Source organism: Microcystis sp. M079S1 (genome assembly GCF_020246425.1).
In the GTDB taxonomy this organism is placed as follows: domain Bacteria; phylum Cyanobacteriota; class Cyanobacteriia; order Cyanobacteriales; family Microcystaceae; genus Microcystis; species Microcystis aeruginosa.
Genome location: NZ_JADBSZ010000270.1, coordinates 1 through 24,119 on the forward strand (window position 1 = coordinate 1; position 24,119 = coordinate 24,119).

The 24,119-nt window shown below is 43.5% G+C and carries 24 protein-coding genes and 1 pseudogene; 14 read left to right on the forward strand and 11 right to left on the reverse strand.

What is annotated here, in order from left to right:
* Positions 1-441 precede the first annotated feature (441 nt).
* On the forward strand, positions 442-1,476 hold the full coding sequence (locus IM456_RS17760) for a PstS family phosphate ABC transporter substrate-binding protein (protein WP_149985284.1): 1,035 nt from the start codon (positions 442-444) through the stop codon (positions 1,474-1,476).
* Between the two features lie 253 nt (positions 1,477-1,729).
* On the opposite strand, the gene IM456_RS17765 is transcribed toward IM456_RS17760, so the two are convergent.
* Entirely contained in the window at positions 1,730-3,271 is a 1,542-nt protein-coding gene (locus tag IM456_RS17765) for a ferredoxin--nitrite reductase (RefSeq protein WP_149985285.1), read from the reverse strand.
* A 399-nt stretch (positions 3,272-3,670) separates the two neighbouring features.
* On the opposite strand from IM456_RS17765, the gene IM456_RS17770 reads away from it, so the two are divergent.
* Complete coding sequence (locus tag IM456_RS17770) at positions 3,671-4,309, forward strand: LON peptidase substrate-binding domain-containing protein (protein ID WP_147071116.1); 639 nt, start codon at positions 3,671-3,673, stop codon at positions 4,307-4,309.
* 279 nt (positions 4,310-4,588) lie between these two features.
* The gene (locus tag IM456_RS17775) at positions 4,589-5,191 is read left to right on the forward strand and encodes a Crp/Fnr family transcriptional regulator (protein ID WP_149985286.1); all 603 of its coding nucleotides are present in this window, start codon (positions 4,589-4,591) and stop codon (positions 5,189-5,191) included.
* 1 nt (position 5,192) lies between these two features.
* Here IM456_RS17775 and IM456_RS17780 read toward each other — a convergent pair whose 3' ends face one another.
* Positions 5,193-6,110, reverse strand: a complete 918-nt coding sequence (locus IM456_RS17780) for an ROK family protein (RefSeq protein WP_149985287.1) — start codon at positions 6,108-6,110, stop codon at positions 5,193-5,195.
* Positions 6,111-6,418: 308 nt separating this feature from the next.
* Here IM456_RS17780 and IM456_RS17785 point away from each other — a divergent pair, with 308 nt between their 5' ends.
* The 3 genes and pseudogenes from IM456_RS17785 to IM456_RS23605 all read left to right on the forward strand — a co-directional run bounded on the left by IM456_RS17785 (position 6,419) and on the right by IM456_RS23605 (position 7,628).
* Positions 6,419-6,910 (forward strand): DUF29 domain-containing protein, encoded by a 492-nt coding sequence (locus tag IM456_RS17785; protein WP_149985288.1) that lies wholly within the window; start codon positions 6,419-6,421, stop codon positions 6,908-6,910.
* A 13-nt stretch (positions 6,911-6,923) separates the two neighbouring features.
* A pseudogene (locus IM456_RS17790) lies at positions 6,924-7,238 on the forward strand (DUF29 domain-containing protein); the annotation flags it as partial.
* A gap of 285 nt (positions 7,239-7,523) precedes the next feature.
* A complete protein-coding gene (locus IM456_RS23605) occupies positions 7,524-7,628 on the forward strand; it encodes a hypothetical protein (protein ID WP_374756707.1) in 105 nt (34 codons plus the stop codon).
* A 38-nt stretch (positions 7,629-7,666) separates the two neighbouring features.
* On the opposite strand, the gene IM456_RS17800 is transcribed toward IM456_RS23605, so the two are convergent.
* From IM456_RS17800 to IM456_RS17820, 5 genes are all read right to left on the reverse strand, one after another.
* Positions 7,667-8,047, reverse strand: coding sequence for a DUF7682 family zinc-binding protein (locus IM456_RS17800; RefSeq protein ID WP_149985289.1), 381 nt, complete (start codon positions 8,045-8,047; stop codon positions 7,667-7,669).
* Positions 8,048-8,293: 246 nt separating this feature from the next.
* Positions 8,294-9,346: a phosphotransferase enzyme family protein gene (locus IM456_RS17805; RefSeq protein ID WP_149985290.1), complete on the reverse strand. Its 1,053-nt coding sequence runs from the start codon at positions 9,344-9,346 to the stop codon at positions 8,294-8,296.
* Positions 9,347-9,669: 323 nt separating this feature from the next.
* Positions 9,670-10,713, reverse strand: a complete 1,044-nt coding sequence (locus IM456_RS17810; protein ID WP_149985291.1) for a S66 peptidase family protein — start codon at positions 10,711-10,713, stop codon at positions 9,670-9,672.
* A 39-nt stretch (positions 10,714-10,752) separates the two neighbouring features.
* Positions 10,753-11,004: a hemolysin XhlA family protein gene (locus IM456_RS17815; RefSeq protein ID WP_002797836.1), complete on the reverse strand. Its 252-nt coding sequence runs from the start codon at positions 11,002-11,004 to the stop codon at positions 10,753-10,755.
* A gap of 42 nt (positions 11,005-11,046) precedes the next feature.
* On the reverse strand, positions 11,047-11,514 hold the full coding sequence (locus IM456_RS17820; RefSeq protein ID WP_012265148.1) for a CBS domain-containing protein: 468 nt from the start codon (positions 11,512-11,514) through the stop codon (positions 11,047-11,049).
* Positions 11,515-11,675: 161 nt separating this feature from the next.
* Between IM456_RS17820 and IM456_RS17825 the strand changes: the two genes are divergently transcribed.
* The gene (locus tag IM456_RS17825; RefSeq protein ID WP_079210118.1) at positions 11,676-12,242 is read left to right on the forward strand and encodes a Uma2 family endonuclease; all 567 of its coding nucleotides are present in this window, start codon (positions 11,676-11,678) and stop codon (positions 12,240-12,242) included.
* Between the two features lie 71 nt (positions 12,243-12,313).
* Entirely contained in the window at positions 12,314-13,162 is an 849-nt protein-coding gene (gene nadC / locus IM456_RS17830; RefSeq protein ID WP_079210119.1) for a carboxylating nicotinate-nucleotide diphosphorylase, read from the forward strand.
* Positions 13,163-13,365: 203 nt separating this feature from the next.
* Here nadC and IM456_RS17835 read toward each other — a convergent pair whose 3' ends face one another.
* Positions 13,366-14,163, reverse strand: coding sequence for an SAM hydrolase/SAM-dependent halogenase family protein (locus IM456_RS17835; protein WP_149985292.1), 798 nt, complete (start codon positions 14,161-14,163; stop codon positions 13,366-13,368).
* Positions 14,164-14,297: 134 nt separating this feature from the next.
* Between IM456_RS17835 and pirA the strand changes: the two genes are divergently transcribed.
* The 6 genes from pirA (at position 14,298) to IM456_RS17865 (ending at position 20,505) form a co-directional block, all read left to right on the forward strand.
* A complete protein-coding gene (gene pirA / locus IM456_RS17840; RefSeq protein ID WP_002733724.1) occupies positions 14,298-14,459 on the forward strand; it encodes an arginine synthesis PII-interacting regulator PirA in 162 nt (53 codons plus the stop codon).
* Positions 14,460-14,613: 154 nt separating this feature from the next.
* Positions 14,614-14,778: a DUF8624 family small hydrophobic protein gene (locus IM456_RS17845; protein ID WP_002732944.1), complete on the forward strand. Its 165-nt coding sequence runs from the start codon at positions 14,614-14,616 to the stop codon at positions 14,776-14,778.
* Entirely contained in the window at positions 14,771-15,226 is a 456-nt protein-coding gene (locus tag IM456_RS17850) for a GNAT family N-acetyltransferase (RefSeq protein ID WP_149985293.1), read from the forward strand. The genes IM456_RS17845 and IM456_RS17850 overlap by 8 nt, the downstream gene beginning before the upstream one ends.
* A gap of 327 nt (positions 15,227-15,553) precedes the next feature.
* Complete coding sequence (locus IM456_RS17855) at positions 15,554-17,560, forward strand: PP2C family protein-serine/threonine phosphatase (RefSeq protein WP_149985295.1); 2,007 nt, start codon at positions 15,554-15,556, stop codon at positions 17,558-17,560.
* A gap of 146 nt (positions 17,561-17,706) precedes the next feature.
* Positions 17,707-18,756, forward strand: a complete 1,050-nt coding sequence (locus tag IM456_RS17860; RefSeq protein WP_012265153.1) for a hypothetical protein — start codon at positions 17,707-17,709, stop codon at positions 18,754-18,756.
* A gap of 150 nt (positions 18,757-18,906) precedes the next feature.
* A complete protein-coding gene (locus IM456_RS17865) occupies positions 18,907-20,505 on the forward strand; it encodes a SpoIID/LytB domain-containing protein (protein ID WP_287691610.1) in 1,599 nt (532 codons plus the stop codon).
* Between the two features lie 104 nt (positions 20,506-20,609).
* Here IM456_RS17865 and IM456_RS17870 read toward each other — a convergent pair whose 3' ends face one another.
* From IM456_RS17870 to IM456_RS17880, 3 genes are all read right to left on the reverse strand, one after another.
* On the reverse strand, positions 20,610-21,299 hold the full coding sequence (locus IM456_RS17870; protein ID WP_002798291.1) for a potassium channel family protein: 690 nt from the start codon (positions 21,297-21,299) through the stop codon (positions 20,610-20,612).
* 95 nt (positions 21,300-21,394) lie between these two features.
* A complete protein-coding gene (locus IM456_RS17875; protein WP_149985297.1) occupies positions 21,395-22,729 on the reverse strand; it encodes a TrkH family potassium uptake protein in 1,335 nt (444 codons plus the stop codon).
* 9 nt (positions 22,730-22,738) lie between these two features.
* Positions 22,739-23,887, reverse strand: coding sequence for a glycosyltransferase family 4 protein (locus tag IM456_RS17880; protein ID WP_147072712.1), 1,149 nt, complete (start codon positions 23,885-23,887; stop codon positions 22,739-22,741).
* Between the last annotated feature and the right edge of the window lie 232 nt (positions 23,888-24,119).

Sequence of the window (24,119 nt, forward strand, 5' to 3'; positions counted from 1 at the left end):
CATTAGTTTTAAGTAGGGAGGCACAATTATTTGTAGGATGGGTTAGCGGTAGCGTAACATAATCGGGCGTTGGGTTTCATGCTTCAACCCAACCTACGTTCTTCTTTTACTATTTATTTTGACTAAACATTAGTTTTAAGCCGCGGGTAAAGCCGCTGACTTTTCCAGTTTAGATTAGGTTTTTCTCTTTCCCTATCATTGTAGTGACGTAAAAACAACAAAGAAACGATTAAGGTTTTTAGTCATCATCCCTCAGCCTTGAATCAGTTATCAGTTATCAGTTATCAGTTATCAGATGTGAGTTTTCAGTTCACCGATTACCGATTACAGCAAACTCCCCAACACCCAACACCCAAATCCCACTACCCCACTACCCCACTAACCCACTGATAACTGAAAAGTCTCCCCAATACCCGTTTTTACTTTCTCCTTTTTACACCTATGCTAGAAATTTTTACTCAGCTATCTCGTCCGACCAAAGTAGTCGCAATTGTCCTAGGAACTGCTCTACTTTTACCCGCTTGTGGCAATATTAATCCTCAAGACCTAAAACCAATTAAAATTGATGGTTCGAGTACCGTAGCACCAATTACTGATAAAGTTCTCGAAGATTTTAAAGCTAATACCCCTAACAAAGCTTTGGCTGATGTTAAAATTGACGCTAATATTTCAGGAACCGGCGGCGGTTTTAGAAAATTTTGTGCGGGAGAAACCGATATTAATAATGCTTCTCGGCCGATTTCTGTGGAAGAATTAAAAGAATGTGATGCTAATAAGGTCAGATTTATCGAACTACCGATCGCATTTGATGCTTTAACCGTGGTGGTAAATCCCCAAAATAACTGGGTTGATGATATTTCGACCACAGAATTGAGAACTATTTGGGAACCAGCGGCCGAGAATAAAATCAAACGTTGGAATCAAATTAATCCCGCTTGGCCCGACCAACCGATTACCCTTCACGGGCCGGGTAAAGATTCAGGAACCTACGATTTCTTCAGTGATGTAATTAACGGCAAAGATGCCAGTCGTGGGGACTTTAATTTTAGTGAAGATGACGAAGCTTTAGTTAATTCCGTCAGTCAAGATGCCAACGCTTTGGGATATTTTGGCCACGCTTATTATGAACAAAATCGGGATAAATTAAAAGCTTTGAAAGTTAACGGTATTGAACCAACTCGCGGCAATGTTGAGGATAGTAAATATCAGCCTTTATCTCGTCCTTTGTTTATTTATGTTAATGCCCAAAAAGCCCAAGAGAATCCCGCTTTAGAGAAATTTGTCGAACATTATCTCGATCGAGTTCCCAATTTATTAGATACTATTGGTTATATTCCTCTACCGGATGAGGCCTATCATTTGGCACGGGTACAGTTGCAAAAATTTGAGATAGGAACAGTTTTTGAGGGCAGACCTCAACCCAATTTAACCATCGGGGAATTACTTCGTAAACAAGCCCAATTTGAAGCTAAGTAACGATTCCCATCTGATACTAAATCCGTTGAGTATAGGCTACATATCAGGACAGGCACTCCTGCAAGGGGAGTGACTCTTAAATTATTACAGATGCGTCAGCAGCTGCGTGTAAGCATCCCACCGAAAAACTAATGCGCTCCGGGGTTTGGGGGCGGCGCCACGCCCCCAACGGGGGGTTTGGGTAGGGTTGATTCATGAATCAACCCTACTATGAATCAACCCTACCCATTCAGCGTATCAATAAACTTGTTAATTAACCTTTCGGTGTCGCCCCAAATTGTTCGATGAGGATAGAGGTTAACAGCGATTTTAGATCTTCACAGGGAATCCCTTTTTGTACACAGCTGCCCAGGTGGGCATCTTTACCCACTTTACCCCCCATGTAGAGGTCAACTCCTTCCACGGTTTTGCCGTCTTTGCGCGCTTTTGTCCCCATCAAACCGATATCGGCCACTTGGGGTTGTCCGCAGGAGTTAGGGCAACCGGTCCAGTGGATACGCACACCCCGGGGGATATTTAATTCGGCATCTAACTGACGAATCAAGTCCACAGCCTTATTTTTGGTTTCAATCAGGGCAAAATTGCAGAATTGCGCCCCCGTGCAAGAAACGAGCGCTCGTTGTAAAGGAGTGGGATTGGGGGTAAACTTAGCCAGTAAAGGCTCGGTCAAAAGAGTCGGCATATTTTCAGCCGCTATATTGGGAATAATCACGTTTTGTTCCACGGTTAAACGCAATTCTCCGCTGCCATACACTTCGGCAATCCGGGCTAAATCGAACATATCATCGGCAAATAGACGACCAACGGGAACACAAAGACCGATATAGCTCAATCCCTCCTGTTTTTGGGGAAAAACTCCTAAATGATCTCGTTTTTCCCAGTCAATAGCGTCTTTTTCCGCTGCCGTTGCCAAGGGATAACCTAACTGATTAGCCACCCGCGTCCGGAATTCCTCAATTCCCCACTCATCAATTAACCACATTAAACGGGATTTTTGACGATTGGCGCGCAATCCGTTATCGCGGTAAACTTCCAAAATTCCTCGGCATAAATCCACCACTTCCTGATTCGGTCTCACCCAAACATTCATGGGAATTGCCGCTTCACAGCGTTTAGCCGAGAAAAAGCCGCCCACCACGACATTAAAGCCTAATTCTCCCTCTTTATAGGCAGGAACAAAGGCAATATCGTTAATTTCCGCATGAACCGAGTTATCCCGGCCCCCCTCGATGGCAATATTAAATTTGCGGGGCAGATTGCTAAATTGATAATTACCTTGACCGTAGTTGGTAATCATATCTTGGACTTTTTGGACTAATTCCCTGGTGTCAATTAATTCATCCGCGTCTAGTCCCGCCATGGGTGAACCGGTAATATTTCTGACATTATCCATGCCCGATTGTACCGAAGTCATGCCCACGGATTTTAGTCGTTGGAAAATATCAGGAATATCTTCGATGCGAATACCGCGTAATTGTAGGTTTTGACGAGTAGTAATATCGGCATTGCCATCATCACCGTAACGCTGCACGATTTCCCCTAAAACCCGCATTTGCTCACTGCTGAGAATGCCGTTAGGAATCCGCAAACGCATCATGAATTTGCCCGGGGTGACGGGACGATAAAAAACTCCCACCCATTTTAAGCGATGTTCTAAATCGGTTTTATCCATCGCTTCCCAACCGATTTGGGCAAAATGATCTAGTTCATCTTTAATGGCTAATCCGTCTTTTTCGGCTTTAAATTTCTCGAATTTATTGAGAGTTGTTCCATCTCTTTCAGCTGCTTGTACCACGAATCTATCTCCTTCTGGTTTGTGGGTGTAATTGTTCTAGTTGGTGCGGGTTAGAAATGAAGAAATCGGGATTTAACAATAAGTATTCTGTAAAATACTGTCGTCATTAGCAAAAATTTAGTAATTTACCTAGTCTCTATCTGTTATTTAATTCGTTTTAACTTGGATAATTTTGTATTGTTTGTAACAGAAATCCGCTCACCATCGTGTTTAGGCATTTATATCATGCAGTAAGTGCATTAAGGTGGGGTGTGGGGAGAATAAATAAAGGCAATCTCCCGACTCCCGGCTCCTGAATACTGGCTCCTGAATACTGGCTCGGAGTCTATTGCCCTTGCCTAGCGGTTCAGGGGGTATTGTGTAAAAATAAGAAAAGATCGGTTTTTTTTTACTAAACCTATGGCCACTTCTTCCATTGCCGTTAGAGAATTACCTCTCTTTCCCCTTCCCGAAGTTGTTTTATTCCCGGGTCGTCCCCTGCCCCTGCACATCTTCGAGTTTCGCTATCGGATTATGATGAATACGATATTGGAAGAAGATCGCCGTTTTGGGGTCTTAATGGTAGATCCGTCCACGGGAGAAATCGCTAAAGTCGGCAGTTGTGCGGAAGTTGTCCGTTGTCAACGTCTTCCAGATGATCGGTTAAAAATTCTCACCATCGGTCAACAGCGCTTCCGTGTCCTAGAATATGTCCGGGAAAAACCCTATCGCGTCGGTTTAGTGGAGTGGATTGAAGATGTCCCCACCACCCAAGATCTGCGACCTCTGGCCAAAGAAGTGGATCGACTGCTGCGGGATGTGGTTCATCTATCAGCCAAATTAACCGCTCAAAAAATTGAACTCCCCGACGATTTGCCCAGTCTTCCCCTAGAATTATCCTACTGGGTGGCGGGTAATCTCTACGGTGTGGCCGGGGAACAACAGGCTTTATTGGAAATGCTCGATACAGTCAGTCGTCTGCAACGAGAATCGGAAATTCTCACCTCAACCCGCAATCATCTGGCCGCTCGCACGGCTCTTAAAGATGCTTTAAATTAATAATCTGTAGGTTTTTCAGCTGCGGGAGAGGGAAATGGGGGACATGATCAGAAAACGGGTTTCTCCGAGAAACCCGTTTTCTGTGCGTTACTCAACGGATTTAGTATTATTTCAGTGAACAGTGAACAGTAATCAGTAATCGGTGAACTGGTCACTAACCCACTGATAACTGACCCACTGATAACTGATAACTGTTAATCTGGGGATTACCTAATGTTTACCTTGATACAGTAAAGTGGGGTTAAAATTGTTAGCCCCTCACCCAGGAGAACTTTGATCATGTTGCTGACCTATAATCCCAGCGTCTCACCCTTCCGAGAAGACTATAGCGAGAGTCGTCGGCTCCATTTTTATGATCGCGGGGAAAATATTCCTCTGGTGGTTGATGGAGTCTGGCAAGTTTATCGGGGTATGGCGCAACTAAGTCAAGTATCTGAGAGTGGAGAGGAAATTTTACTAGGCTGGGTTCATTCATCCCACTTTTTTGGCTTAAATTTGACCCATTTGGAATCCTATCACGCCAGAGCCTTGTCGGAACTGTACCTAAAGTGGTACACGATCGCCGAAGTGGAAAATTCGGCGGAATTAACTAGGATGATGCTAAATCAAATGATCCGTCGTCAACAACAAACGGAATCGCTTCTTGCGATCGCAGGAATCAAACGAGTGGAGGAACGTCTCCAGCAGTTACTACAGTTATTAAAGCGGGAGATGGGAGAACCAATCGCCCAAGGCAGTCGTTTAAAGATCCGTTTAACCCATCAAAATCTCGCCAATGCTATCGGTACTACAAGGGTAACGGTGACGCGTTTGTTAGGGGAATTTCAGCGTCAGGGAACGGTGAGCAGCGATTGCGATCGCCACTTAATTATTCACGATTAAGTCAGTCCCCCCCCATAATAGACTCCTTGCGGAGGTCCACTAATTGCCAAGCTAATTTAGCAGCCCCCACCATCCCAGCGCGATTACCTAACTCGGCCGTTAATACCTCTAATCCTTCTCTGGAACTAGGTAACACCCGTCTTTCGATTTCTGTGAGCAGAGAGGGAAAGAAAAACTTAGCACTGGCGCTAATGCCGCCGCCGATAATTACCGCCTCTGGGGTGAGAACATAGAGTAAACTGGCGATACCAGCCCCTAGTAAACAACCGTAACCCTGCCAGAATTCTAAAGCCTCTCGATCGCCTTTTTCGGCCAATTCTGCCAATTGCTTCGGTTCTTTGCCGGTCATCCGGCGAATAGCTTGCAGGGAGGTGTATTGTTCCAAGGAACCCTGATTACCGCTATTGCACAATGGACCGTCAAAATTAAGGGTTATTAAGCCTAATTCTGCAGCCGTTCCCTTGCTGCCCACAAATAAGTTACCATCGAGGATAATTGCCCCTCCTACTCCCGTCCCCAAGGTCAACAGGATGAGGTTTTGAAAGCGTTTGCCCGCTCCTAACCAAGCTTCCCCTAAACCGGCACAATTGGCATCGTTGGCTAAAATTGTCGGCATTCCCGTGCTTTCTTCTAACCAATCGGCGAGGGGAATATCCCGCCATCCTGCCAAATTAATCGCTATTTTGGCAATTCTCCCCTGAGCATCCGTCGGACCTGGCGTGCCCACACCGATGGCTTGACAACTTTTATCTAAATTTACTTGACAAATGCCTTGATGTATGGTAAGGGCGACTTCTTTGGGTGTAGCGGGTTGGGGAGTGGGCAAGGTGAGAGATTCGAGACAATTGCCCTCTTGGTCAAATTTACCAATTTTAATCGCAGTTCCACCTAAATCGACACCTATTACTGTTTTCACCATCGGGCTTTTCTTGTTACTCTGGGAATAGCTAAGTAGGGAGGCACAATTATTTGTAGGATGGGTTAGCGGTAGCGTAACCCATGCGGGGGTTGGGTTTCATGCTTCAACCCAACCTACATTCATCTTATATTTAATTCCACCCACCCACTTAGGTTTATTATCACTCTTTTTGGCGGTTTTTTCGCAGTTAGATGTGATTGAGAGGATAATTCGGCTAAACTGGCACAACTAGCTGATTGATTAGCCCCAAATTTCTCCTATAGTTTGGATACCTGCAGCTTAACTCCTGATTTTTCCCCATTTTAAAAATGATGAATATTACCATTTCAAATCTCTACGATAGCGATTATCAACTTTGGTTAGAGTCCACTATCAACCAATTGCGTCAAGGGGATTTTCAAGCAGTAGATTGGCCGAATTTATTAGAGGAGTTGGCAGATTTGGGAAAAAGTGAACGACGAGCATTAGAAAGTTTATTAACTCGACTTTTAGAACATTTACTGAAGTTAACTTACTGGCAATCCCAACGGGATTATAATCAAGCTGGATGGAAAAAAGAAATTCGCAATTTTCGTATTCAGATCAAAAAAATTCTCAAAGATAGTCCCAGTTTAAAGTCCTATTTAAGGGAAATTTTGCCGGAATGTTATCTCGATGCTCGCCATCTGCTTATTGATGAAACCGAATTAGATGCCAGTATTTTCCCTCTGGAAGTGTTAGCTAATCTAGAGGAGATTCTCGATCAAAATTGGCTGCCGGATTGGGAAGCTATCAGTAATGATTCTGAAAAGTGTAATTAAGGAGTAAAAAATCATGAATATTACCATTTCAAATCTCTACGATAGCGATTATCAACTTTGGTTAGAGTCCACTATCAACCAATTACGTCAGGGCGATTTTCAAGCGGTAGATTGGCAGAATTTATTAGAGGAGTTTGCAGATTTGGGTAAAAATAATCGACGAGCGCTTAAGAGTCTCTTAACTCGACTTTTAGAGCATTTACTAAAGTTAACTTACTGGCAATCGCCACGAGATTACAATCAAGCAGCATGGAAAAAAGAAATCAGAAATTTTCGCCTACAAATTGCCGATCTTTTAGAAGATAGTCCCAGTTTAAAGTCCTATTTAGGGTCTGCTGAATAATGGTAAAACCCTTTTAAAATAAGGCTTTTGACCTGTTAAAATCCGATGTTCATGCTGCGAAAATAGGATTGGGACATTCAAAAACCTTGCATTATTCTTCTCGTAGTACATAAACTGGTACAAAAATCAAGGGCAACAAAGCCTGAAACGACCGGCTACTGACTCCTGACTCCTGACTCCTGACTCCTAACCCCACCAATACACTTTTTCAGCAAACCCTATTTAAGAGAAATTTTAGCAAAATGTTATCTCGATGCTCGCCATCTGATTATTGACGAAACCGAATTAGATGCCAGTATTTTCCCTCTGGAATTGTTAGCTAATCTAGAGGAGATTCTCGATCAAAATTGGCTGCCGGATTTTCGGGAGACATAAACAGCGATAAATCTTCCCAAGCAAACTAAAGATTAGCTTCACCTACCCGGTTTACAAACATTATAATCTTCGTGAGAGATGACCGCTTCCGGGACGAGGAGATTGCCGTAGTCGCGACAGATGAGGCGATAATTGCGGGTAACGGGGATACTGATAATAAAGCGATCATGTCGCAATCGTTTACCGTGGAAATCTCGATAATTGCGGTGATTTTGCAATCCTTGCAGGATTTCCCTAGCTTTAAGTACCACATTTTTCGGTAATTCCCGCAGATCGATCGGATCTTGGGAAAAAGTGGCTTCCCAGGCATTTTTTTGACGTTTTCTTTCTTCCCAAGCGGCATCTAGTTGAGCGCAATGATGGCAGACTTGGCCATAACCCTTGTGACCACAGGGAAACTTCTTCTTTCTTCTGGACATAATAACCATCTGTCTGTGAGGCTGTGAGAGAGTATTCAAAAGCGGTAAAGCTTGCTTCACTTTTGGCAGATGGAGAAGAAAGTCTTTACCTAGTGATTATCTATACTTACCAGCATACAGGGATCGATCCCTCGTTTGGCCATTGACCAGCAAGAAAGTTGATCTTGGTTAGTGATATTTTTCAGTCCGCCTCGGTGATTGGGAAATTGGCAACTATATTTGATCACCAGCAGCATCGAAGCTGCTTTAGAATAATTCCCATTCTTGGGTTCTTAAACGTTTGAGAATGGCCAAACGGCTGCTAAAATAATTGGCGCACAGACGACTATAATCGGTTAAACGCAGGTTATTTAAGCTAATTGACCAAGACCAAATATAGGCCGCTTGGGTGAGATACTGAAGACAAGATAATTCACCATCGGTTAAAGGCACTGTTTCATCGTAGCCTTGGATAAAACCATGGCGAACCTGGCGATTTAAGCCGGATTGTAGGGAAACTTGCAGAAATTTAGCGATATCAAAAACTCGCCAACCATAACCGCACTGATCGAAATCAAATAGGGTCATCTGATTATCAGGGGTGATATGCACATTACCACTATGAGGATCGCCCCAACAAATGCCCCAATAGGGAGATTCTGTCGGTAATTTAGCGGTTTCTTCCTCTATTTCCCCAATGGTTTCTAAGACACAGTCTAGGTCGCTCGGTCGTTGGTGCAGAAAAGGTGCGATAATTTGCAGGGAATCGTCGAGAAGATATTTGAGGTTGAGGGGATGACGATAGGCTAGGGGTTGAAAATCTGCTGTCACCCGATGTAAATTAGCCACGATCGCCCCTAAATGATAGGCTTGTTCTATATCTATGTCCCCAATAGCAATTCCTCCAGGAGCATAGGGAAAAAGGACGGCGTAACGTTTCCCTTCCGGAGCATTAATTTCTACGGATAAATCACCGTTTTTGGTGCGAATTGGCGCAGCGACGGGAACCTGAGAGCGATCGAGATAATCTAATAATTCTAACTCGAAGTCGATTTCCATTTTGCTGCGCCAATGGCAGTGAGATACGCGCAAAATGTAGGGAGTTGTCAGGGTTTCGAGGAGATACACATCACTTAAACCCCGATGCCAAAATTGACAATTTTTCGGTACATCAATCTCGTAACGAGAAAAAACCAAATCTGCTAGGGCAGCAGGAGCAAGCGTGGAGTAGAGTGTGGGAAAAGTCCATTCTCCAGTCCGAAAATTGGCAGCGGGAGAACTAGAAGGCAGTAAATTGAGCGAAGCCAGAAAAGTCGTCACGGTTCCCTCCCGATGCAAGTGTGGACAACGCCCGCATCATCCTATTTTATAGGCCACATATATTACAAATTGGTTCGATCGCTCCGTATATTTCGCTACATTCCTCTGACTTGAAAGAGGGTGTAGGGTGTAGGGTGTGGGGTGTAGGGAAAGAAACCTCTTTCATCTGTGGGGGTGAAAATTTTTTCATCGGGACTGACTCCTTACCCCACAGTTAACTTTACTTTTGTCCAACTACTTATCAGTACCCAAAAAATTAATATAGGAGCTGCTGAAAAAGTCTTTGAGTGGGAACGCCGGAACAGTTTTTGAGGCTTTAACACCTACTTACTAACCGCCGATTCTAACATAGTAATTGTTCCCCGATTAGCATCAAATTCTACTGCAATACCAATAGCTAGAGTCTCGATAATCTCCAAATGTCCGATCATCAAACCTAAACAAGCGGGAATTTTTAAGGGTTGGATATATTCTCGGATCACTTCTTCTAAAGTCAGGGAACCATAGTCACCATCGGCGCTACAATTGCTACATTGACCGAAGATAAACCCAGCTAAATTATCGAGAATTCCCGCTAATTTTAATTGATTTAACAGGCGATCTATTTCATAAACATCTTCACCAATATCTTCTAAAAATAGGATAGCACTGGTAAAATCTGGTAGATAGGGAGAACCTGCGATCGAGGCTAAAGTGGTTAAATTACCACCGATTAATTTACCTTTTGCTTGACCTTTAGTAATAGTTTGAATCCGGTTTTTTACCTGCATTAAACGATTGGCATCATCGGGATCGGGAATATTTCTAAAAGTCAACTTTTCTCCAGAAAATAAAACCTGTCGAAAGCTTTCAGTTTGAGCGGTGCGCCAACTAGAAAAGCCATTGGGAGCATGGAAAGTAACTAAACCAGTTTTGGCATAAATAGCTAATAATAAAGAAGTTATATCACTAAAACCACAGATAATTTTCGGATGACGGCCAATTAAATCGTAGTCGAGATAAGGTAATAAACGAGCGCTTCCCCAACCGCCGCGAATTGGTAAAATTAAGGCAATATTATCATCGGCAAAAAATTGATTTATATCCGCGGCTCGCTCGCTATCTTTACCGGCTAGATAACCATAACGATCTAAAGCGTGTTGACCAACTTTTGGGACTAATTTTAAAGCTTTAACTGCTTCAATAACTATATTCAAATCATCTTCTTTAAAAGTTGCCCCCGCCGGACTAATAATACCCACTCCGTCCCCCAGTTGTAGATGTGGCGGTTTAATTAGAGGAAAATTATTGCTAATAACTTTTCTGGTAATTAGGGAAAAACTAACAGCAGTTAGAGCGGAATTAGTGAGAAATTGACGGCGCTTCATCCTGATAGTTTTTAGAAAAATTGCAAGGGAAATAAGAATTTAGGGATTACTGCTCAGAAAAAAAGTTTTCACAATTGCCCCAGCTAAGAGGACAATTAATGCCCAAACCTGATATTTTTGGTTTCCTTCTAATGAGTTTAGTCGATTTTCTATTCCCTCAACTTTTCCCGTTAACACCGCTTGTCCTACCTTTAAATCCGTCACATCTTTTTGTAACGAATCGATTTTTCCCTCCATCCGCGTCAAGATAGTTTCTAGGGAATAAGTAACCGTTTCCTGAGATTGATTCATTTGTTCAAGACCTTTTAGTTAATTGTTGCCCTAGAAAAGCCATTATGCTTCGGATTTTGCCATATCGCGAATGATATCGCCGCGGGTGATAATACCAATTACTTTGTGGGTTTCTTCCTCAATCACCGGTAAACGACGCACATGACGATCATACATTAACGAGGCCGCTTCTTTCAAAGGGCGATCGGCTGTGATACTAATAGGTTTATCGGTCATTACTTCCCCCACGGTTTGACCGAGAGCTTTATGGAGTAATTTCTCGTGACGGCTAGGATTTTGTAGATAGATGACACTATCGAGGAGCATAATGTAAGGAGGAGCTTCTACTCCCGTTTCCTGCCACATAAGGTCAGTTTCGGAGATAACCCCAATCAGTCGCATATTGTCATCCACCACGGGTAAACCACTAAACCGCTTTTCGGCCAAAATCTTCACTGCTTCCGACAGAGAAGTGTTAGCGGTGACGGTGATGGGATTGGGAGTCATGATATCGGCAACTGTTTTCGTCATCTTAGCGACCTGCGATAATAATGCTTTCTGTCTCCATCTTATCATTAGGGTAATCAGTCACCGCTTAATTATAACTATTCTTAAATCTTCGGGCGAGAAAATGGTATAAGATAAAAAGGAAATGGGATATTAATTTAGTTAGTTGACAAGGAAAAAGAAAAATGATCGCTCAACCTCAATACCCAGAAAGAATGACCCCGGAAGAGTATCTAGAATGGGAAGCTACACAGGAATGTCGCCATGAATATATTGATGGGGAAATTATCGCCATGACTGGGGGTAGTCTGCCTCATAATGATATTACCCTAAATTTTTACAGAACTTTATATTCTCATCTCCGTCCGCGAGGCTGTCGAGTCAATGTATCTGATGCCAAGGTACAAGCTAATAATAGTCGTTATTTTTATCCCGATTTGGTGATTAGTTGCGATTTTAGGGATAGAGAATCTCGTAATTTTATTCAACATCCACAAGTGATTATTGAAGTGCTTTCCCCTAGCACAGGAAACTATGATCGCACTAAAAAGTTACAATATTATCGTCAGATTCCTAGTTTACAAGAATACGTTTTAGTCGATCCTGAATCGATCAGTGTCGAGGTTTATCGTCGCGGTGAAGATAAAATTTGGTTTTACTGCGCTTATAGTCAAGGGGAAGAAATTATTCTATCTAGTCTCGATTTTCACTGTGCGATCGAGTTAATCTATGAAGGGATAAGTTTCAATTAAAGAAAGTTTACAAACAGGTCAAACATTCCTAAACTTAAAATAAATACGTCCCGATTTTTTCGATAAATTCTATGTTACCGCCCCTATTAGTCCTTGATCCCTTGTTAGAAAACTGGTTACGAGAAGATCTCGGTAGAGGCGATCGCACCACCCAAGCAATTTTCTTCGGTCATGCTAAAATCGGTCAAGCTAGTTGGATTGCCAAAGAAGCGGGAGTTATTGCCGGTTTACCCGTAGCTGAACGAGTTTTTCAACTGCTTAACCCCACTATTCACTTTACCCCCACCGTTGCCGAGGGGGAATTCTGCCCCAAGTCTAAAGTTATTGCTGAGATAGAAGGTTCCCTCGATGCGCTGTTAATTGGGGAAAGAGTCGCTTTAAATCTTGCCATGCGCTTGAGTGGGATTGCTAGTGCCACTCGTCAGTATGTGGAGAAAATTGCCGATTTATCGACAAGATTGGTGGATACTCGCAAAACTACCCCCGGATTGCGAATTTTAGAAAAATATGCCTCCGGTATCGGTGGCGCTATTAACCATCGTTTGGGGTTAGATGATGCAATTATGATTAAAGATAATCATATTCAAGCAGCAGGCAGCATTGAGGAAGCAGTGCGTCGTGTACGGCAAAATATGCCCTATCCTCTCACAATTGAAGTAGAAACTAGCCAATTAGAAGAAGTGAATCAGGCCCTGCAGCAGCAGGTAGAGATCATTATGTTAGATAATATGGATTTAGAGATGATGCAAACTGCTGTGGAGATGATCCGCAATTTTAATAGTAAAACCAAAATAGAAGCATCGGGAAATATTACCCTCGATCGCATTCGCAACGTTGCCGAAACAGGAGTAGATTATATTTCCACTAGCGCCCCAGTTACCCGTTCTACTTGGTTAGATATTAGTATGAGAATTGATTAAAAAGCTATATCAGTTATCAGTGATCAGTGATCAGTGATCAGTTATCAGTGATCAGTTATCAGTGGGAATTATGAATTATGAATTGGGGAGAATAAATAAAAATAATCTCCCGTCTCCCGTCTCCCGTCTCCTGACTCGGAGACTCCTGACTCTTATCTCCTGACTCGGAGAATACTGACTGCTAACTCCACCAACAGACTTTTTCAGCAAACCCTATCTATTGTAACCTCGATCGCATCGCCAATATTTAGGTGTAATTGCTTTTGGGCGCTACCACTATTGACGGCAATTTCTAACCCCCCGTGACTACCGATAAAAGCGACTATTTCTCCGGAAGGAACATCACTGTAGGTGTTTTTTGCGGGGATAATTTTTGGCCCCAACTGCACCGACCAATTTTTTCCCTCTAGGAGATAATCGGGAATATTGCTGATTAAATTGCCGAAAATGTCAATATATTGAATTTGACCCCTGATTTTATCTTCCTCGATTTGCGGAACAGCGATCGCTAATTGTTGCAAGCTATCGGGATCAATAATCTCACCTAACATTTCTAGGGGTACTCCCCGGGACAAATAAGCGGCCACAGGAGCAAAAATATCACGACCATGAAAAGTAGTGCTAGGGTTAGGGGTGCGCCAATAGGAAGAATTATCGAGATTAACGGCAGATATAGCGGGAGATTGGCTTAAAATGCCACTAAATAAACCATTATCTGGCCCAACTAAATAACCACCGGCAAAACGAATCCCTACCCCGCGTCTTTTGCTTCCTACCCCCGGATCTATAACTGCCAGATGAATAGTGCCTTGGGGAAAATATTGATAGGCATTCAGGAGAATAAAACGACCAGCGTAAAGGTCTTGGGGCGAAATTTGATGATTCAGATCGATCGTGCGAGCATGGGGGGCAATTCCCGCGATTACTCCCTTGATAATGCCCACATAACCGTCCTGTAGTCCAAAATCGCTAGTAAGGGTTATTAGTGCCTGTTCCGTCATCGACTTATCACTAAGGTTGCCAACAGCTTTAATAAATCTTAACGCTAAATTCAGTAGCTAAAGATACAGTTTCCCAAGGAGAATGTTATGATTTAGATATAAGGTAAGTTAAGTCGCTCAAAAGTCTGTCCATCATGAACAAAAATCGTCAGCAAGTCCTAACACAGGCCACCGTGGCCCATAGGGAAACACTCCGCAGAAATTTACAACACCGACTGGAAGTAGCTAGAGCGCAGGGAAATGAGGCTCTAGTGCGTCAATTGGAAGCAGAGGCGGCCTATTTGCACCTTCGTTAGATTTAATCGGTGTTTAGTCATAGTCTAGTTGTCGGTTTCTGGTGATCGGTATGCCGGTCACTTTTTTTGGGCGAATTTTTAGGAAAAAAATTGCTGATATCTCCACTGGCAATCCCTAAAATAGAAGGAACAGCAGTTTAGAGATCAAATAATTATGGCTTTTTTCCGGCAATATATCGCCCCGCTCCTGACTATCTTAGTGTTTTTAGTTGCTCTGGTTGCCACTGGCATCCGGATTTTTTTACCGGCAGATTTAGCGGCACCCGCTCCGATCGAGCCATCCCTGGGCATAATTTTCTCTTATCCTTGGCATGGCTAACCTTCCCGAAGATTATCGGCTGCGACTGGGAAAACCGAGCGATCGCTATCTACTAATTAATTTTCTCACCCGCAGCTATCAAGAATTTTTTCCCGAACAAAAAAACCTCTCCCATCTAGCTGATACAGTCAGACAGTTTTTTGGCCTCGATACTCCCCTGTGGATCGTCGAAGGACAACAAACGGCGATCGCTTGTCTCTGGATGGGGAGCGCCGTCGATCAGGTGACAGGCGATCGCTATGGTCATATTTTTCTAATTTATGTCGATCCCCAGCATCGTCGCCAAGGTATCGCCAGCGCACTAATCGATCGAGCTAAGGATTGGGCAAAAAGTCGCGGACAAACCCGCATCGGTTTACAAGTCTTCATCAATAACGACAATGCTCTCAATCTCTACCAAAATCTCGGCTTTCAAACTCGCTCTTTGCTGATGTTGAAAAATATTTAAAAACTGTCAGGAGACAGGAGATAGGGTGATAGGGTTTTGGGGTGATAGGGTTTTGGGGTTTTAGTTCAATTTCCCCACTTCCCCACTTCCCCACTTCCCCACTTCCCCACTTCCCCACCTCCCCAATTGATAATTTATAATTTATAATTCCCACTTCCCCAACCCCAGACATACCTATAGAGATGGCACTGTCAGCATTAATTATTCCTGATCGAGCCACAAAGGGTAAAATTTGGGAAACACTGCAATACACTGGCAGTCATCGTGGATAAAAACACGCTATTTTATTAACCTATACTAACCGCGCTTTAGGAGTCAGCAGTTTTCATGGATTCCGTGACAACCCTCCAATGTCAAAACCTAACCTGTCTATCCCCGAACGCTCTCACTAATAGATTCTGTGAAAAATGCGGTACTCCTTTAGTTAAGCGCTATTTATGGATGATGGGTGATTGGGTGAGAACCTATTATCATGTTGGCGAGCTAATTGATAATCGTTATTTGGTCAAACAACCACAAATTGTTCTTGATACTAAACCCGCTCAAGCACCCCAAGCGCCGGACGAACCTCCTAGCTGGATTTCCCTCTACCTAAAATTGTTACCCTTCCATCTCCACATTCCCCAAGTCTATGGCTATATTCCCAGTCCCGATGAACGCTTAAATATGGACATCTGGCTGTTGGAATACGGCAATATTCCCCTCGATGAAACGGGAGAATTAATTTATCCGGAACTATTGCCCACTCTGGCCGAGGTTTGGTCGCAAGCTTCCGATTTAAGACAAATTCACTGGTTATGGCAAATGGCCAAACTCTGGCATCCCCTCCAGAAAAAAGCTGTGGTCTCTAGTCTGCTCAACCCTTCTCTGACGAGAGTGAATAATCAGCTGCTGCAATTGCTAGAATTAAGCAAAGACGAGGCTACCGCTCCCAATTTACGAGATTTAGGGTCCCTGTGGACCGGTCTGATGCCGACGGCAGCCGCTAATATTCAAGATTTTCTCGCATCCCTAACCCAAGAGCTAGAATCCGGTGATCTCGATCGCCCGGAATCCCTGATCGCTATCCTCGATTATGCACTACAGCACTACGGTGGAGGTCAAGAACGCAGCTATGAGATTTTTACCTGCACTGATACCGGTCTGATGCGGGAACACAACGAGGATGCCTGTTATCCCCCGGCTAATCAGGCCATAACCCTCGCTCATGGTCAAAATCCCCTGGCGATTGTCTGTGATGGCATCGGCGGTCAGGAAGGGGGCGAAATCGCTTCTCAATTGGCGATCGAAACCCTGCCTAGGGAAATTAATCGCAGTCCCACCACTGATATTGAACTCTATCCCGATAGTCACAGTCTTGTCCTCGAACAGGCGATTCGTGTCACCAATGATCTGATCAGTCAACGCAATGATCAGGAGTCAAGACAAGATCGTCAGCGCATGGGTACGACTCTAGTTATGGCTTTTGCCCACGCCCAGGAAATGTACGCGGCCCATGTGGGGGATTCCCGTATCTATTGGATTACTGCCCACGGTTGTCATCAAGTGACGGTGGATGATGATCTCGCTTGCAGGGAAGTGAAATTAGGCTATCTCCTCTATCGTGATGCCATACAGTATCCCAACGCCGGGGCCTTGGTGCAAGCTTTGGGCATGAGTAGCGCCACTAATCTCCATCCCACTGTTCAGAGGTTGATTATTGATCAAGATTGTGTTTTTCTCCTCTGTTCCGATGGTTTGAGTGATTATGATCGGGTAGAACAATACTGGGACAGTGAAATTCTGCCTCTTTTGCAAGGGGAGAAAACTGTAACCGCCGTGGGGGAAAGTTTATTACAACTAGCTAACCAGAAAAACGGTCACGATAACTCCACCATCGCCCTAGTTTATTGTCGGGTAGTTCCTGCGGCTGAACCTGTCACGCCTTTAGTTTATGCTGAGGCCAAAGAACGGATTATTCCCGATCTTTATGACCAAGATTTTGATCACAGCGAAGAAACCTACTCCGAGGAAGAAGTGGTGACGGCAATACCCACTCCCCCCCCCGCATCTTCTTCGGTTTCTAGTCCTACCTCTCCCCCCGCGCGCACTACCATTTCACCCCTCCTCGGAGCAGCGATCGCTGTCGGTGTTCTCGGTTTGCTGACTGCGATCGCTGGGCAATTCCTGAGTCGTCATCCCGCTTCCAATCCATCGATTTCTCCCGCACCTGTCACCAGTCCGAGTCCCACGACCGGGACGACACCTTCCGCACCCGTCACCAGTCCCACGACCGGGACGACACCTCCCGCACCTGTCACCAGTCCCACTCCCCCCAATGCTTCTCCTAACTAGGGTTTGATGAAAAAGTTGTTCGTGGGGACAGGGTGTGGGGTGTGGGGTGTGGGGTGTGGGGTTTTACCTGACGATTAATCGGCTTGTCGGGGGTTGCCAGAGCGAGTTAAGATAAAATGCCCGATTAACTGCCGAGTCTATCATATATGGTTGATGCTGCGACGTTCTCCTCCGACACCTCCGCGATCATTGATGCCTTTGAAACGCCTCTAGAGTTTAACTTTCAACTGCCAGATCCCGAAGATGAAACCATCCAAGATCATGACTTTCAGCAGCAACTGGATTCTTTTTGGCAAGTCTGCGATCGCTTTGATTTGCAAACGGAAATCTGGCGGGGGCGAATTTTGCGAGCTATTCGCGACCGGGAAAAGCAAGGCGGTGATAGTCGCGGTACAGGCTTTTTGAACTGGTTAAAACAGCGAGAAATCACTAAAAGTCAAGCTTATGCTCTGATTCAATTGGCTAATAGTGCTGATACTCTCCTGGCGGAAGGACAACTGGATCCCGATAGTATCAATAATTTTAGTAAACGCGCCTTCGTAGAAACGGCCAAATCTGCCCCCGAAATTCAAAAATTAGTCAGTGATGCAGCCCGACAAGGGGAGAGAATTACCCGTCGGGAGGTGAAGCAATTGGCCGATGAATGGACGGCGATGAGTTCAGATTTACTACCCGATGAAGTGAAAGAAAAAGCCAGCGACGGCAGTTTACCGGCGCGTCATCTCGCTCCCTTAGTGAAAGAATTAGAAAAGTTACCCGATACTCATATCGACACTCTCCGTCAAGAAATCGCCGCTAATCCCGATGTGGACACGGTAAAATTAATCACCTCGGAAGCACGCAGTTTAGCCAAATATCTCGATGCGGCAGCCCAAGTACAAACTCTCCGACGGGGTAATTTAGATATCGAAATGGCTCTAGAAGAAGCTTTGCGCGTCGATTGTCTAAATACGGCGGCGGATCTGGTTAAACAAGCCACACAATTAGAGCAAGCCGTAGCTAAACTTTATACTACTTGGAAACGTTTGGGTAGTTTGTCCGATCGCCTCTATGTGGATACGGGAGCAAGTAATCCCCATCTGCGATCGATGTTAACCTGTTTGGAAAGTTTAACCAGTGAAGTGATCGAAGTGGAACTGGATGAAGGTGGACAAAAAATGGTACGTTTACGCATTATCAGCGATGGGGGAAGTTAGATGCTTTGTTGGGTGTTGGGGTTTTAGGGTGTTGGGGTTTTAGTTGAAATTCCCCCATTACCCTATTCCCCCATTCCCCTAACGGCTTGCTGCTATAATCTCTGAATATCCTCAACTTTTATGAAAACTTATTAACAGATACTTGACTTTATGCTAAAAATCAAGGAAAAAAAACCAATAATTAGCATCGGTTCCATAACTGCGGCGATCTTGCTCAGTTTAACCCTAATTCCTGCCGCTATAGCCAAGGATGTCCTTCTGAGAGTGGGCATTGTCCAACGTTTTGGCGATGAAGCCAAGGAAAAATTAACCCTGAGTAGTACCAGTGGTGATAATCTCACCCTGCGCGTGGTGGGAGAAGATGGCCAATCCCAAACCCTGCAAACCAATCGCCTACAATTAGAAGTTATTCCCCGTCCCCTCGCCTCTCCCATCCTCCAAGAAAAAGTCATTTTGAGCGACCACGCCACCTTTGAAACCGCCGAAAATAGTGCCAAAAATTGGGCAAAAATGGGCATTAAAGTCGAAATTACCCAACCCGGACGCTGGCAGGTCTGGGCAAAGCGAGAAGTTTATGAAAATCCCCTAGTGCGACGTTGGTTGCTGACCAGTTTGCAAACCAAAGGCCACAATCAACCCTATATTAATAGTGTTTTACTCAAAGAAAAGCCGCAAGTTTCTTTCCAGATCAACGGGGTGCGCTATTTTCCCAAAGAATTAGAAATCGAGAGCCAAAAAAACCTGATTCAAGTCACCCATAGCTCCGATCAGGTACGTTTGTACGGGGGAACCATGCGCCTACAGCCCAACGCCTACGGCACTTTTACCCTAGTTAATAACGTTCCCCTCGAAACCTACCTGCGCGGGGTTGTACCCCACGAAATCGGTCATGATGCCCCGGAAAGCGCCACCCGGGCGCAAACTATTATCGCCCGTACCTACGCCCTCCGCAATCTCCGCCGTTTTCAAGCCGATAATTACGAACTCTGTGCCGATACCCATTGTCAAGTTTATTATGGATTGACGGGAACTAATCCCCGGGCTGATCAAGCGATCGCGTCCACGCGAGGCCTGGTTTTAACCTACCAAAATGAGTTAGTGGATGCCCTTTATTCCTCTACCACCGGAGGAATAACTGCCCTCTTTAGTGATGTTTGGGATGGGGAGGAAAGACCTTATCTCCGGGCAGTGGTGGACTCCCCTAATCGAGTCTGGGATCTCTCGAAACAATCTCTCGCTAATGAGACAACTTTTCGCCAGTTTATTAATCTTAAAGATGGTTTTAATGAGACGGGCCGACGGGTTTTTCGCTGGCAAAAACAAGCTTCTTTAGCTGATTTGAGTCAAGACCTAGAAACCTATCTAAAACGCAGAAAACATCCCCTCGCTCATTTCCAGAAAATCCAATGGATGGAAGTGACTAAGCGCTCTCCTTCCGGTCGGATTCTGACTATGACTATTCAAACCGATAAGGGGATTTTGGAACTGCATAAAAATGAGGTGCGTAGTGCTTTGGAACCGCCTCGCAGTACCCTATTCTACATCGATCCTATCTACGATACCAATCGACAGATCCAGGGTTATAACTTTATTGGTGGCGGTTTCGGCCACGGGGTAGGATTAAGTCAATTTGGTTCCTATAATTTAGCCCGTTTGGGTTGGTCTCCCGAACAAATTCTCGCTTTCTATTATCCCGGCACCATCATCCAACCTCTCAATAATTCGATTGTCTTTTGGCGAGGAAATTAATCAGTTATCAGTTATCAGTTATCAGTTATCAGTGAACAGGGATATCAGGAGAAAAAGCGTTCGACTGACGGCTAAAAAATCGCCTTCATCTATTTGACTAAAATTTACATCGGTAAACGCTGAATATCTCGGTTAGAACCAATCACCACCATTGCTAAATCCTTGTATAATCTTTCTTGGGGATTGGGGTTAATCTTGAATTTTTCCGCATTACCGACAGCGACAATATTTAACCCATAACGATTACGAATTTCTAACTCTGCTAGGGTTTTGCCGTGAAAAGCTTCCGGGACTTTTAACTCGACAATACTATGTTCGGGATCGAGATCAAATCGTTCTAAAATTGATGGTCTAGTTAAACGGTGCGCTAACTCACAACCGGCATCGTATTCGGGAAAAACTACTAAATCTGCACCAACTTTTTTGAGTAATTTTCCATGGATTTCTGTGGAGGCTTTAGCGGCGACAAAATTAACCCCTGCTTCCTTACAATTGAGAGTAGTAATGATACTTTCTTCCACGTATTTACCAATAGCGACAATCACCGTATCGGTTTCAAAAATTCCCGCTTCTCGCAGGGCGTTAGGTTTGGTAGAATCAAGCTCGATCGCATTATCTACTATTCGATCAGATAACGCTTGCGCTACTAATCCTTCGTCAATATCTGTCGCTACCACTTGATAACCTTGTTTGCGTAAGGTTTCACAGACGGCGCGCCCAAATCTGCCTAATCCGATGACGGCAAATTGACGATTTTGGGGACGCATACTACTAAAAAATTTAATTGATTGCATAATTTGAAGTTAAACTGTTACGCATTTAAAATGCTAGTGTCAATGAGTGAGGAGACAGGAGAAACTGATAACTGATAACTGATAACTGATATTAATTATCCCACTAAAAGGTTTTCTTCGGGGTAATTAATAACTGTTGGTTTCGGATCGCCGATAATAGCCGCTATTAAAAGTATAACTCCCACCCGTCCCAGATACATCATAAAAACAATAATTAACTTAGAAATTGGCGATAAAGCGGCGGTTATACCCATAGATAAGCCGACAGTTCCAAAGGCAGAAACTACCTCAAAAAACAGTTGAATCATTTGAAAATCTGTCTCCACAAATGAGATAGCTAGGGTGGAGATAATAATCGCTATAACCGAGCCAAAAACCACCGCCATTGACTTTAAAATTAACGGCATAGGAATGCGCCTTTGATAGAGAGTTACTTCTTCACGACCTCTTAAAACCGAGCGGGTACAATTATATAAAATCCTAAAAGTTGTGGTCTTAATACCTCCCCCTGTACCGCTAGGACTGGCACCAATAAACATCAAAGCCATGGTAATTAATAAACCTTCGACGGAAATTTTACCAATATCAATGGTATTAAATCCTGCTGTTCTCGATGTTACCGATTGGAACCAAGCAGCCAGCAATTTATCTTTAATTGATAAATTAGCCAAAGTGTCACCATTTCCCTGTTCAGTAAGTAAAAAAGCTAATGTTCCCATCACTAATAAAAATATAGTTGTACTGATAGCAACTTTATAGTTAAGAGAAAAAACAAAGCCTTTTCGTTTATATTGAAAGCGGTAAATAAACCAAGTGTAAAACTCGATAATTACCTGATAGCCGATACCTCCAAAAATGATCAATCCTGTGATAGATAAGTTAATAATAATTGAAGACTGATAGGACATCAAGTTATCTTTAAACAAGCCAAAACCCGCATTATTCCAAGCACTAATACTATGAAATAAAGATAACCACACTGCATATCTAAAATCATACTTTTGGGCGAAGACAGTTAACATAACCAAAGTTGCTGTTAACTCAAAAACTAGAGTAGTAGCAATCACTGATTTCATTAAACTTTGACTACCTTGTAGGAAAGGTCGATCAAAGGATTCTTGAATCGCTAACTTCTGTCTCAGGTCAAATTTTCGCCCAACTAATAACATTAAAAAAGTGGTAGTGGTCATATAACCCAAACCCCCCACTTGCACTAATAAAGCAATAAATAATTGACCCCAAAAAGAAAAATAAGTACCCGTATCTACTACTGCTAAACCCGTAACACAGACAGCAGAAGTGGAGGTAAAGAGGGCAACAATTGGGTCATTCCAAGTGCCGCTAGTGGTAGAAACAGGCAACATCAACAGGGAAGTTCCCGCTAAAATTACCGCCATAAATCCCAAGCAAATTGTCCGGGCAATTGTCATATAAATTACTTAGTGAAAGTAGCTAAGAGAAGATTGTTTTTTGGCTAACACTTCTTGATAAACTAACTGTAAGCGATCGATATTTTTGCTGAGACTGTAAGAGTCTAAAACTCTTTGACGGGCTTTTTGTCCGAAAATTGTTGTTAATTCGGGATGATCTCGTAATACGGGCAAGAGAGTTTTTAATTGGGTAATTAGTCCTTTAGTATCTAGAACTATTCCCGCACCTTTTAACACTTCCCCATCGGCCCCCACATCCGTAGCCAGACAAGCAACACCGCAGGCCATCGCTTCTAAGAGGGAAATCGATAAACCTTCCACTAATGAGGGTAAAATAAAGCCGTCAACCCCGCGCAAAATTTCAATTCGTTTATTTTCATCGCCGATAAAACCTAACCAGATAATACCATCTTCTTCTCCATAAAAAGGTTTAAGGGAAGGAGTTAACGGACCATCGCCCACAATGAGCAGTTTGCATCTATCACCTAAACTGGTTTTTTTCCAAGCTTTCAATAAAGATTCTACATTTTTCTCCGGCATGATCCGACCGAGATAAACAAATAAACAATCGGCATTATATTGAGCTTTAATATTCGAGGGTCCTGGACAATACTTATTAACATCAACCCCATTGGGAATAATTGCTAATTTTTCTTCGGGAACTCCCAATTTAACTAAAAAATCCCGTTGAGAGGTGGAAAAAATAATTACTTTATCGTAATTAGCTAAAAAAGGGGCGTGTAGTTGGTAGGTTAATAATTGGGTACTAGAGATGAGATTGCGAATTTTACTATCAAAAGCCGGGTGAAAAGTCGCCACCAGAGGCAAATCTAAAGACTCACAAATTTCTGGTAGCAGAAAATCGAGGGGAGACAGGGGTAAGGACGCATGAACTAGATCGGGTTTCAGTTCCCTGAGTTTATCCTGTAGAACCCGACTCGATTTCAGGGTGGGAATAGTATAGACTTGGGAACTATAGAGACGTGGCAGGGTGATTTCGTCGTAAAAGTCGGGCCAATCGCTTACGGTGGGTTTTTCGGAAGAAAAATGCAGAAAACTGACTTGATAATCTCGATCGAGCAGGGAATTAGTCACTTCTCGCCCATAGGTAACGTTACCGCAAAAAGGAGATTTTTTTCCTAACCAGGCAATGTGCATTCAGATTCTCTTAAGAAAAAGTTAATTTAGCCAAATATCAGCTTACTAAATTAGCCGTAAAATTAAAAGCTAATAGAGTACCTAAAACAATAGACCTCTTGCAGAAATCAAAAATCGTTGTTAGGGTTAGGAGTCAGTAGCCAGTAGTCAGTAGTCAGGAGAATTAAAAATGAGCATTAATCAATTAAATGGTCTATTTACAGATTTTATGCCATTTAATCCTTATTTTTGC